Source organism: Pseudomonas sp. PDM31 (assembly GCF_019218965.1).
Taxonomy (GTDB): domain Bacteria; phylum Pseudomonadota; class Gammaproteobacteria; order Pseudomonadales; family Pseudomonadaceae; genus Aquipseudomonas.
Genome location: NZ_JAHUWS010000009.1, coordinates 57,335 through 68,917, shown reverse-complemented (window position 1 = coordinate 68,917; position 11,583 = coordinate 57,335). Strand labels below are relative to the sequence as shown.

Sequence of the window (11,583 nt, the reverse complement as noted above, 5' to 3'; positions counted from 1 at the left end):
TCCTACAAAATCAGAAGTGAACCTTGACCAGGAAGCTGGTCACGCTCTGATCAGTCTTGAAGCCCTGACTGTCTTCGATACCGTACTTGTTCTTCCAGTAGTCATACTCAACACCCACGTACAGCTGCTTTTCGCCGAAATGCAGTGCCTTGCCCAGGTCGTATTTGACCTGTGGGTTGAAGTGCAGGTTGGCGTGGTATTCGCCCTTGCTGTTGACGTCGTTGTCGACGACCCAGTCCATGAAACCGTCGATCAGCACGTCCGAGCCACCCACCGGAATGGTGTAGGACCAGGCCGGAGTGATCTGCCAGACATCGTCACCCGGACGGTCGCCTTCGGTATGGCGGTTGTAGAAGTTCAACTGGAAGTAGTCGAAACCAGGGATTGCCAGGTCGAAACCAGGGCCGATCAGGTACGACTCGGTATCGTCTTCGCCAAATTCGTACGTCATGGCCAGCAGCACGTCTTTGATCGGGCCAAACTCAAACTTCTGATCGAAGATCTTGTTGAACGACAAACGCGGGCTGAGCTCGCCGTAGTGGGTGTTCTCACCCGCGAAGGCGTCTTCCTTGCCGTTGTAGAAAATCTTGTCGATGAAGAAGAAGTTGTCGCCGTATTTCCAGCCATCGGCGTGCTCGAAGGTCACGGTCTGCTGAATGCGCGGGTTGACCTGAAAGTCCTTGCCGTAGAGGTAGGTCAGGCTGTTGGTCTGCCATTGCAGCAAGTCGCCGGCCATGGCCTGGCCCCCCGCCAACATCGATCCTGCCAGCATCAGGCTAGTGCACGTACGTTTCATTCGGTTGCTCCCAAAATGTAGGTGGTTCCACGTTATTTTTTTAAGGTCGGCGCTCTGGTGTGGCGCCTTTATCTGCAGCTACAAAAAAAATCATCCGTTCGGTCAGCTTTAGTGCTGTTAGCAAGAGCTGCGCCAAGGCTTTCAGAAAACAAAAAAACTCCCGCTCGGCTGCGCAAAAACAGCCGATTGAGAGTGATTACCGGGTGCCTTGGTACCGTCCAGAGCCGGGGTAAGTTGGCTTTTTGGTCAGGAATTAAATCCGGGCTTTTTTTTAAAGCGGATTCAGGCGGCCGCGGAGAATACTGACTCCTCGGCCAGGTCTCAAGTGCCCCGCAACGGCGCACCGACGACATGTTTGGGGCACGGTTGCGGGTCAGCATCAGAAATGCACCTTCAGCAGCAGGCTGGTGGTGTTTTCGTTGGTATCGAATCGGGACGTGTTCTCGATGCCGTATTTATCTTTCCAGTAGCTGTATTCGGCGCCGACGTAGACCTGCTTCTCACGCCAGCCCAGGGCTTTGCCCAGGTCGTATTTGATCTGTGGGTTGAAGTGCAGGTTGGCGTGATAGGTGCCGTGGGCGTTCTGGTCGTTGTCCACCACCCAGTCGATGTAACCGTCGAGCAACAGGTTCGAGTTACCCAATGGAAGGGTGTAGGACCAGGCCGGGGTGATTTGCCAGACGTCGTCGCCGGGACGTGCCCCTTCGGTCTGGCGATAATAGAAGTTCAAGGTAAAAAAGTTGAAGCCCGGTACTGCCAGGTCGAAACCCGGGCCGATCAGGTAGGCCTCGGTGTCGTCTTCGCCGTTCTCGTAGGTCATGGCCAGCAGCACATCCTTGATCGGGCCGAATTCGAAACGGCGGTCGAGGATCTTGCCCAAGGACAGGCGCGGACTGAACTCGCCGTAATAGGCGTGAACGCCTTTGTTGCGGTCTTTCTCGCCGTTGTAATAGGTGCTGTCGACGAACAGGAAGTTGTCGCCGTACTTCCAGCGGTCGGCATGTTCGAAGGTCACCGTCTGCTGGATCGACGGGTTGACCGCGAAGTCCTTGCCGTACAGATAGCTCAGGCTGTTGGTTTGCCACAGCAGTAGATCGCCGGCCATGGCCTGGCTGGCCGCCAGAAGCCCACCGCCCAACAGCATGCTGGTTTGTGTCCGAATCATCTGTTGCTCCCTATTTTTCTTGTTTTCAAGGCGCAGGAAACCCCCTTGTGGGAGCGGGCTTGCTCGCGAAAGCGGTTTGCCAGTCAACATTGATGTTGGATGTGCCGACCTCTTCGCGAGCAAGCCCGCTCCCACAGGGTTCTGTGTCGTTAGTTGTTAGTGGGCCTGACAGTCGTTGATGGCCGCGCGTTCGGCACCGCCAAGGATATTGAACAGCAGGTTCAGCGTCAGGGCGCTGAGGGTGGCCATGGCGATACCGCTGTGGGTGATCGGGCTCATCCACACGGGCAGGTGGGCGAAAAACTCCGGACGCACCACCGGGATCAGGCCCATGCCGATGCTCACCGCCACCAGCAACTGGTTGCGCCGGTCACCGATGTCGGCCTCCTGCAGGATCTTGATCCCGGTGGCCGCGACCATGCCGAACATCGCAATGGCTGCGCCGCCGAGTACCGCTGGCGGAATCGAAGCCACCAGGAACGCGGCTTTGGGCAGCAGGCTCAGAACGATCAGCAAACCGCCGGCAACAATAGTCACCGAACGGCAGCGCACACCAGTCATCTGCACCAGGCCGATGTTCTGGGCGAAGGAGGAGTGGGTGAAGGTATTGAAGAACCCGGCGAAAAACGAGGCACCGGCGTCGCAGAGCAAGCCGCGACGCAGCATCCGCGGGCAGACTTCCTGGCCGGTGATCTTGCCCAGTGCCAGGAACATCCCGGTGGATTCGACGAAAATGATCACCACCACCAGGCACATCGACAGGATTGGTGCGAGTTCGAATTTCGGCATACCGAAATGCAGCGGTGTGACGAACTGCAGCCATGGCGCCTGGGCCATGCCGCTGAGGTCGACCATGCCCAACACACCGCACAGCACATAGCCCAGGCACATACCGATCAGCACGGAGATGTTGACCCAAAAACCGCGCATGAAGCGATGCACCAACAGGATGGTGCCCAGCACGAGCGCGGCGATGGTCAGGTAAATCGGTGAACCGAATTGAGTCGCGCCCGCTCCACCGCCAGCCCAATTCACGGCCACGGGGAACAGCGACAAACCGATCGAGGTGATGACCGTGCCAGTCACCAGAGGCGGGAAGAAGCGTACGACTTTGGACATGAACGGCGCGATGAGCATGCCGAAGAATCCGGCGGCGATGGTCGCGCCAAAGATCCCTTGCATACCGATACCCGGCATGCCGGCCATGGCGACCATGCTGCCGACCGCGGCGAAACTGGCACCCATCATCACCGGCATGCGAATGCCCATGGGGCCGATGCCCAGCGACTGGACGATGGTGGCGATGCCGGCGACCAGCAGGTCGGCGTTGATCAGAAAGGCAATCTCTTCACGACTCAGGCCAGCAGCCTGTCCGATGATCAGCGGCACCGCAATGGCGCCACCGTACATCAGCAGAACATGTTGCAGACCGACCAGGATCAGTTGCAAAAGGGGCAAACGCTGAATGGCGGGTGCGTCGGGGATGCGTGCTTGGGTTAGCTCGGACATGCAACACCTCGGATCTTTTTTATTCTTGTGATTTCGTGCATCAGGGAGATCTGTGGCGAGGGGGCTTGCCCCCGTCGGGTTGCGAAGCAGCCCCAAAACCGACAATTGCGTTGCGTCTGAGAGATCGCATCCGCAGGTTTTAAGACTGCTTCGCAGTCGAACGGGGGCGAGCCCCCTCGCCACAAAAGCCCGTTTTCACGGGCTTTTGTGTTGCTTAGTTGGTCGGGGCTCCCTGCACAATCCAGGCACCGATCAGGTCACGTTCCTGCTGGGTCATCTGGGTGATGTTGCCCAGTGGCATGATCTGGCTGGTGACGGCTTGAGCCTGGATGCGCGCAGCGTTCTGGCGGATCTGCTCGGGGGTGTCGAGCATCACGCCGGCAGGCGCCGCGCTGAACAGCGGGCTGGTCGGTTTGGCCGAGTGACACACTGCGCAACGTTCCTGAATCACGCTATGCACCTTGTCGAAACCAGGGCCGGCGTTGGACGCCTGCGCCGGTGCGGCTGCGGGTGCCTCTGCAGGTTTCGCTTCAGCCGGTTTCAAGCCACCGCCCACTGCTGTTTCCGGCAGCGGCTGGTACTCGATCGCAGCGGGTGCCTTGGCCACTTCAGGGGCGCTGGACATCGGCTTCGGACCGGTTACATAAGCCAGGCAAATCATGCCGACGGCTGCCACTGGCAGGGTCCAGGCAAACTTGTGGCTGTCGTGACGGGTGTTGAAGTAGTGACGCACCAGCACCGCAAACACCGCGATCCCGGCCAGGATCAGCCAGTTGTATTGGCTGCCATAGGTGCTCGGGAAGTGGTTGCTGATCATGATGAACAGCACCGGCAGGGTGAAGTAGTTGTTGTGACGCGAACGCAGCAGGCCTTTGGCCGGCAGCGCCGGATCGGGCGTGCGGTTTTCAGCAATCGCCGCCACCAGTGCGCGCTGCGCCGGCATGATGATGCGGAACACGTTGCCGACCATGATGGTGCCGATGATCGCGCCGACGTGCAGGTACGCACCACGACCGCTGAACACCTTGCTGAAGCCGTAGGCCGCGCCGATGATCAGTACGAACAGGATGAAACCCAGCAGGGCAGGACGTTTGCCCAGGGCCGAGTCGCAGAGGAAGGAGTAGACGAACCAGCCGACGAACAGTGAGCCGATGCCCAGCAGAACGCCTTCAGGGCCGGTCAGGCTGCTGCCTGGGGCCAGCAGGTAGAGCGTCGGGTTGGAGTAGAACACCACGCACAGCAGCGCGATACCCGACATCCAGGTGAAGTAGGCTTCCCATTTGAACCAGTGCAGGTTGTCCGGCATGGTCGGTGGAGCCAGTTTGTATTTTTCCAGGTGGTAGATACCGCCGCCGTGGATCGCCCACAAATCACCGGCCAGACCACTTTTCGGGTTGACCCGATTGAGGTTGTTTTCCAGCCAGACGAAATAGAACGATGCGCCGATCCAGGCCACACCAGTAATCATATGAACCCAGCGTACGCTCAGGTTCAGCCATTCCAACAGATGTGCTTCCACAGTCTTTACCTCTCGCCTGTCACTCTGTTGTCGAGTGATCAGACCTTCTCTTATTGGTGGGGGGCGAGGACCAAACGCTCTTCCTCTTTGAAAAAATGCTCATCGCAGTTATTGCCTGTGCCACTGCGATCAACCACCAGGAAGTCATCCCGCTTTTCGATCGTCAGCACCGGGTGGTGCCAGACGCCGCGATGGTAATTGATGCCCTGCCTGCCGTTGGTGACGAAGGCGCGGACCAAGCCTGATACAGGTTCATCGCCAACTGGCGCGACCACGATCAGAAAGGGGTTGCCGAGCAGCGGAATGAAAGCCTGGCTGCCCAGCGGATGACGCTCCAGCATGCTCACGGTCAGCGGCATGTCCTGCGCGTCGGCGCGGAAAATGCTGATGATTGCGTTGTCTTCTGGCGTGGCGGTTTCAACCGTCGCCAGTTTATGGAAGCGCATGGTCGAACCGTTGTTGATCATGAAGTGATCGCTGCCGTCGGTTTCGATCACGTCACCGAAAGGGGCGAAGGCTTCTTTGGTCAGCGGTTCAATCGTCAGTGTGCGCATGCTGTTCTTCTTTTCGTTGAGTTCTGTGTTGTTGGTTCTGACGCCTTCGCGAGCAAGCCCGCTCCCACATTTGGAATGCATTCCCCTGTGGGAGCGGGCTTGCTCGCGAAGGGCGCGCCGCTTACTTCGCTACTTTGCCCAAAACGCGCAGGCGGCTAACACCACCATCCGGGAACACGTTCAGGCGGATGTGGGTGATCGGGCCCAGTGCCTTGATCTGCTCGGCGAAGGTGTGTTCGGCGTGCATTTCCAGTTTCTGGCTTGGCAGCAGTTCGCGCCAGAACAGCGACTGGGTTTCGATCTGGCTGTCGGTACCGCCCTTCACGAACGCGCCCTGGATCGAGCAGCTGTCCGGGTAGTTACCCTTGAAGTGCAGGGTGTCGACCACGACTTTCTCGACTTCGCCGGCGTGACCCAGCGCGACGATTACCCAGTCATTGCCCGGGGTACGACGACGTGCGGTTTCCCAACCGTCGCCCATGTTGATACCACGGCCCGGGTTGAGGATGTTGCTCATGCGGCCGAAGTGTTCATCGGAGCAGGCGAGGGCGCGGCCACCGTTGAGGGCTGCGGCCAGGTCGACTTGCTCGTTGTCGCCCACAGCGGACCAGTCGCGGTGTGGCACGCCGTACACGCGCAGGCGGGCTACACCACCATCCGGGTAGATGTTGAAGCGCAGGTGGCTGAACGCCTGGTCGTTGCTGATTTCGTGATAGTGGTGGCTGTTGCCCTGCAACTCGACGGCAGACAGCACTTCAATCCACTGGGTATTGTCGTCGGGTTCGCCCGATGCCAGGAAGCAGGCTTCCAGGGACGCCGATGGCGGGAAGTTACCGGTGAAGAATGAAGTGTCGATGTCCACGCCCTTGATCGAACCAGGCACGCCCAGGCGGATTACCGCGCTGTCGTAGCCTTCGAAGCGCTTGCGGCGCGACTCCCAGCCGTCCATCCACTTGCCGTTGTCATCGAACACGCCCTCCTTCCACACGGCCGGGGTCGGTTGGAACAGACGGTTGGCGTCTGCGAACCAGTCATCGGTGACCGAGATGATTTTGGTGCCCAGGCGGGCGTCGGCCAGGTTGACGAACTTCTCGAAAGGTACGGCGTAAGCTTTCATTCTTCTTGTCTGCCTTTAATAAGTTGGCTTGGGATGCTTGCAGGGCCCTGGTCGATTTCGACGTTCATGAATTCGCAGGGCCAGGCTCGCTATAGGGTCAGTAAACGGAACAGGGCGATCTTGTTGATCTCCGCCAGCGCGCATTTGAACTCGGTGTCGACCGGGTTGTGGATGCGCGTTTCGAACGCCGCGAGGATCTGATGCCGGTTGCTGCCTTTTACCGCCATGATGAAGGGAAACTTGAACTTGGCCTTGTAGGCGTCGTTCAGCTCGGTGAAGCGCTGGAACTCTTCGGCCGTGCATTGGTGAATACCGGCGCCAGCCTGTTCATTGGTGCTGGCTTCGGTCAACTCGCCCTGGACGGCAGCTTTGCCGGCCAGGTCCGGGTGAGCGTTGATCAGGGCCAGCTGGCTGGCGTGATCAGCGCTCAACAGGATGTCGCTCATGCGCTGGTGCAGGGTTTCGATCTGGTCGATCGAAGCATCCTGGCCCAGGTCGAAAGCCTTTTCGGCTACCCATGGCGAATGTTCGTAGATGTCGGCGAAGGCTGCGACGAAGGCGTCGCGGCTCAGGGTCGAGGGTTTCAGGCTTTGAAAGGTGCTCATTTGGCGGCCCCTTGGTACGGGTGGGTTTGTTGCCAGTGGCGTGCGATGTCGACGCGACGGCTGAACCACACCTGTTCATGACTTTTAGCGTATTCGATAAAGCGCTTGAGCGAAGCCAGTCGCGCCGGACGGCCGATCAATCGGCAGTGCAGGCCGATCGACAGCATCTTCGGTGCTTCGGCGCCCTCGGCGTACAGCACATCGAACGCATCCTTGAGGTATTCGAAGAAATCGTCGCCCTTGTTGAAGCCCTGCACCTGGGTGAAGCGCATGTCGTTGGTGTCCAGGGTGTACGGGATCACCAGGTGCGGCTTGCCGGTCGGGTTGTTCGGTTCCCAGTAGGGCAGGTCGTCGTCATAGGTGTCGCTGTCGTAGAGGAAGCCACCTTCCTCCATCACCAGGCGTCGGGTATTCGGGCCAGTGCGGCCGGTGTACCAGCCCAACGGGCGCTCGCCGGTGATTTCGGTGAGGATGCGGATCGCTTCGAGCATGTGCTCGCGCTCTTCGGCTTCGTCCATGTACTGGTAGTCGATCCAGCGGTAGCCGTGGCTGCAGATCTCGTGGCCGGCATCGACCATGGCGCGGATCACGTCCGGGTGGCGCTGGGCGGCCATGGCCACGGCGAAGACGGTCAGTGGAATGTCGAATTCCTTGAACAGTTTCAGAATCCGCCAGACGCCGGTGCGGCTGCCATACTCGTAGAGCGATTCCATGCTCATGTTACGTGCGCCTTGCAGCGGCTGGGCGGAAACCATTTCCGAGAGGAAGGCCTCGGACTCTTTGTCGCCGTGCAGGATATTGCGCTCGCCACCTTCTTCGTAATTGAGCACGAAGGACAGTGCGATGCGGGCATTGCCAGGCCAGTGTGGGTGCGGAGGGTTACTGCCGTAACCGACCAGGTCGCGTGGGTAGTCAGCGCTCACTGCAGTCTTCCTTCTTGTTCGTGTTGACAGGTTGTGTGGCGCGCCTGAAGTAATTGAAAGGCTGGCGTCACAGCGATGGAGTGATTGTATACAACTTTATATTCACTTTGTAAGCCTGAATTTTCGCATTTTTAACCAGCTGTCATCTTTTGCTGTTATGCGCATAGGTCTGCAATAAATCTGCCTGAACGGTCAGCGCCTGAATAAGAGGTGTAACTGCGGTCAGATTTGGCTTCAGATGGGTGATAAATGGACCGATGGCTGGAGAGGTGGGAAAAATGTCGTTTTTATTGTGTACAATTTTTATGGAAAATGTCTTAATCAGTCGCTCGCCGCAGCTTTTCGTGCTCCGAATCGGTGCGGTCTCCTTTTCAACTGACTTCGGGAGGCGCGAGGTCTGACTGCTCCATGCAGGCAGGCGCGCAGAATCAATGGGACGTTTGACTACACACGTTTTGGACGCAGCACACGGTTGCCCGGGCAGCTCGATCAAGGTCGAGTTGTACCGCGTTGAAGGCTCGCAGCTGGAATTGGTCGCCAGCGCGATCACCAACAGCGATGGTCGGGTCGATGCGCCGTTGCTGCAAGGTGATGACTACCGTACCGGGGTCTATCAGGTTCAGTTTCACGCTGGCGATTATTACCGCGCCCGGGGCGTTCAACTGCCGGAACCGGCATTTCTGGATGTGGTGGTGCTGCGCTTTGGCATATCCGCCGAGCAGGATCACTACCACGTGCCATTGCTGATTTCGCCTTACAGCTATTCCACCTATCGCGGCAGCTGATCCCCCAAGCAGCTGCCTCAGCCTGGAAGCGACTGCGCATATAGCTTCTTTGGTCTTTCGCCCGCTCACACTGCGGGCTTTTTTTCGTCTGGAGAAAACTGGTGTCTGTGAAGCCGTCTTCGCGAGCAAGCCCGCTCCCACACTGGATCACCCTCGAACGCAAATACCATGTTCGCTGACAATCAACTGTGGGAGCGGGCTTGCTCGCGAAGCGCTTAGCTTCAGGCTTTTAGCGGCTAAGTAGAGACGCCGCCCCCGCGCCACCGAACAACCCGGCACTGATCCGGTTGAACCAGCTCTGTCCCTTGCCGCTGCGCAGATACCGCGCCGCACCATGGGCGCCGAGGCCGTAGGCCAGCTTGCACAGCAGATCGAGCACGGTCCAGGTCACAATCATCACCAGCAACTGCGGCAGGAACGGCTGCTCGGCGCTCAGGAACTGCGGCAGGAAAGCGGCAAAGAACAGAATGTCTTTGGGATTGCTCGCGCCCAGCATGAACGCGCGCCCGAACAGCGCACGAAAGTGTGGCACCGGCGCAGCCTGTGGTACTTGCGCGCCATGGGCGGGCAGGCGTGACTGCTGCCAGCTTTGCCACGCGAGATAGAACAGGTACAGCGCGCCGAGGATTTTCAAGGCACTGAACAGCTGCTCCGAGGCCAGCAACAACGCACCCAGGCCCAGCGCCGAAGCGCTGAGCAGGCAGATCGAGGCCGACACTCCGCCCAGAAAGGCCGGGTAGGAACGGCGCAGGCCGTAATTCAGGCTGTTGCTGATCATCAGCAAAGACAGGGGGCCCGGGATCAATATCACTATCAGCGCAGCGCCGCTGAACAGCAGCCAGGTTTCCAGACTCATCACTTTCCTCCATTTGCACAAAAGCCTCACCCGATGGGGTGAGGCTGTTTTCAAGCCTTGATGGCTTACAAGAAGATGAACTTGGCGATGAAGATCGCGCAGAGCACCCACAGACTGACGGAAATTTCCTTGTACTTGCCAGTGCCGGCCTTCAACGCCACGTAGGTGATGAAGCCCAGTGCGATGCCGTCGGCGACCGAAAAGGTCAGCGGCATCATGATCGCTGTGACGATTGCCGGAATGCTGTCGGTCGCTTCATCCCATTCGATGTGGGCCATGCCGCCCATCATCAGCATCGCCACGTAGATCAGCGCGCCAGCGGTTGCATAGGCCGGAATCATTCCTGCCAGTGGAGCAAAAAACATGGCTGCGATAAACAGCACGCCAACAGTGACGGCGGTAAGACCGGTGCGACCACCCGCAGCAACACCAGCAGCACTTTCCACATAGCTGGTGACCGGCGGAACACCGACCACGGCGCCGAATACGCTGGATGCACTGTCGGCTTTCATGGCACGCGAAAGGTTTTCGATGCGGCCGTCAGCGCCTACCAGATTGGCACGCTGGGCAACGCCCATCAAGGTGCCGGCGGTGTCGAACATGTGTACAAAGAGAAATGCCAGGACCACGCTGATCATGCTGACATTGAACACGCCGGCGACATTCATGGCCATCCAGGTCGGAGCCAGGCTCGGCGGTGCCGACATGATGCCCTCATAGTGCACCAGGCCCAGGCCCCAGCCGGCGAGAGTCACGGTGATAATGCTGATCAGGATTGCGCCGAACACCCGGTGATAACTGAGGATAGCGATCATCAGGAAGCACACGGCAGCCAGCAGCGGGCCGGGTTCGCGCAGGGAACCGAGCTTGATCAGGGTCGCCGGGCTATCGACGACGATGCCTGCGGTTTTCAGGCCGATCAGCCCGAGAAACAGGCCAACGCCGGCGCCCATGGCGTAACGCAGGCTGACCGGAATGCTGTTGAGCAGCCATTCACGAATCCGCGAAAACGTCAGGATCATGAACAGCACACCGGAAACGAACACCGCACCCAGAGCGGTTTCCCAGTTGTAGCCCATGGTGCCTACCACGGTGTAAGTGAAGAACGCATTGAGCCCCATGCCTGGAGCCAGGCCGACTGGCCAGTTCGCATACAGGCCCATCAACAGGCAACCCAGCGCGGCGGCGATGCAGGTGGCGACGAAGGCCGCACCGTGATCGATGCCGGCGTCGGCCATGATGTTGGGGTTGACGAAAATGATGTAGGCCATGGTGATGAAGGTTGTCAGACCGGCAATCAGCTCAGTCTTCACCGTGGTGCCATGCAAGCTGAGTTTGAACAGGCGTTCCAGCAAGCCATTGCGCAATGGCGGCGAGAGTTCCAGCGTCGATGCATCGGATTTGCGGCTTTCCACAGCGAGTACTCCTCAAGAGTTTTATTGTTATTTCCAGGACCGGACCCATGAGGGTGGCAGCGGCCCATTGAGGCACTTGCGAATTTGTTGACCGGTTGGTCAGGAACTCGCACGAAGTGGATTATGCTTTTGTATACAAAGAAAGCAAATAATGTTTTCTATTCTGCTTACGAAAAGTTTGGAAATAGGGATATATGGGACAAAAAAACCGGCGCGAAGGCCGGTTTTTTTTGTCTGAAGTTTGCGGTGCCTGCACCGGCCTCATCGCGGGCAAGCCCGCTCCCACAGGTTTTGCGAGCGCCGCACATCACTGTGGGAGCGGGCTTGCCCGCGAAGAGG

11 protein-coding genes are annotated in these 11,583 nt (G+C 58.7%); 1 reads left to right on the top strand and 10 read right to left on the bottom strand.

Features of this window, described 5'->3' with window-relative positions:
• Positions 1 to 10: 10 nt before the first annotated feature.
• From KW839_RS18320 to puuE, 8 genes are all read right to left on the bottom strand, one after another.
• Positions 11 to 796, bottom strand: a complete 786-nt coding sequence (locus KW839_RS18320; RefSeq protein ID WP_060541538.1) for an outer membrane protein OmpK — start codon at positions 794 to 796, stop codon at positions 11 to 13.
• 379 nt (positions 797 to 1,175) lie between these two features.
• On the bottom strand, positions 1,176 to 1,961 hold the full coding sequence (locus KW839_RS18315; protein ID WP_060541539.1) for an outer membrane protein OmpK: 786 nt from the start codon (positions 1,959 to 1,961) through the stop codon (positions 1,176 to 1,178).
• Between the two features lie 156 nt (positions 1,962 to 2,117).
• Positions 2,118 to 3,470: a nucleobase:cation symporter-2 family protein gene (locus KW839_RS18310; protein ID WP_218425117.1), complete on the bottom strand. Its 1,353-nt coding sequence runs from the start codon at positions 3,468 to 3,470 to the stop codon at positions 2,118 to 2,120.
• Positions 3,471 to 3,684: 214 nt separating this feature from the next.
• A complete protein-coding gene (locus tag KW839_RS18305) occupies positions 3,685 to 4,989 on the bottom strand; it encodes a urate hydroxylase PuuD (protein ID WP_218425116.1) in 1,305 nt (434 codons plus the stop codon).
• Positions 4,990 to 5,039: 50 nt separating this feature from the next.
• Complete coding sequence (locus KW839_RS18300; RefSeq protein WP_060541542.1) at positions 5,040 to 5,543, bottom strand: ureidoglycolate lyase; 504 nt, start codon at positions 5,541 to 5,543, stop codon at positions 5,040 to 5,042.
• 121 nt (positions 5,544 to 5,664) lie between these two features.
• Positions 5,665 to 6,660: an allantoicase gene (gene alc / locus KW839_RS18295; protein WP_218425115.1), complete on the bottom strand. Its 996-nt coding sequence runs from the start codon at positions 6,658 to 6,660 to the stop codon at positions 5,665 to 5,667.
• A gap of 89 nt (positions 6,661 to 6,749) precedes the next feature.
• Positions 6,750 to 7,265, bottom strand: a complete 516-nt coding sequence (uraD, locus tag KW839_RS18290) for a 2-oxo-4-hydroxy-4-carboxy-5-ureidoimidazoline decarboxylase (RefSeq protein ID WP_218425114.1) — start codon at positions 7,263 to 7,265, stop codon at positions 6,750 to 6,752.
• Entirely contained in the window at positions 7,262 to 8,188 is a 927-nt protein-coding gene (gene puuE, locus KW839_RS18285; RefSeq protein ID WP_218425113.1) for an allantoinase PuuE, read from the bottom strand. The genes uraD and puuE overlap by 4 nt, the downstream gene beginning before the upstream one ends.
• 431 nt (positions 8,189 to 8,619) lie before the next feature.
• Here puuE and uraH point away from each other — a divergent pair, with 431 nt between their 5' ends.
• The gene (gene uraH / locus KW839_RS18280) at positions 8,620 to 8,973 is read left to right on the top strand and encodes a hydroxyisourate hydrolase (protein WP_008031462.1); all 354 of its coding nucleotides are present in this window, start codon (positions 8,620 to 8,622) and stop codon (positions 8,971 to 8,973) included.
• Positions 8,974 to 9,202: 229 nt separating this feature from the next.
• On the opposite strand, the gene KW839_RS18275 is transcribed toward uraH, so the two are convergent.
• Entirely contained in the window at positions 9,203 to 9,829 is a 627-nt protein-coding gene (locus KW839_RS18275; RefSeq protein ID WP_218425112.1) for a LysE family translocator, read from the bottom strand.
• Between the two features lie 65 nt (positions 9,830 to 9,894).
• On the bottom strand, positions 9,895 to 11,244 hold the full coding sequence (locus KW839_RS18270; RefSeq protein WP_218425111.1) for an NCS2 family permease: 1,350 nt from the start codon (positions 11,242 to 11,244) through the stop codon (positions 9,895 to 9,897).
• Positions 11,245 to 11,583: the final 339 nt, after the last annotated feature.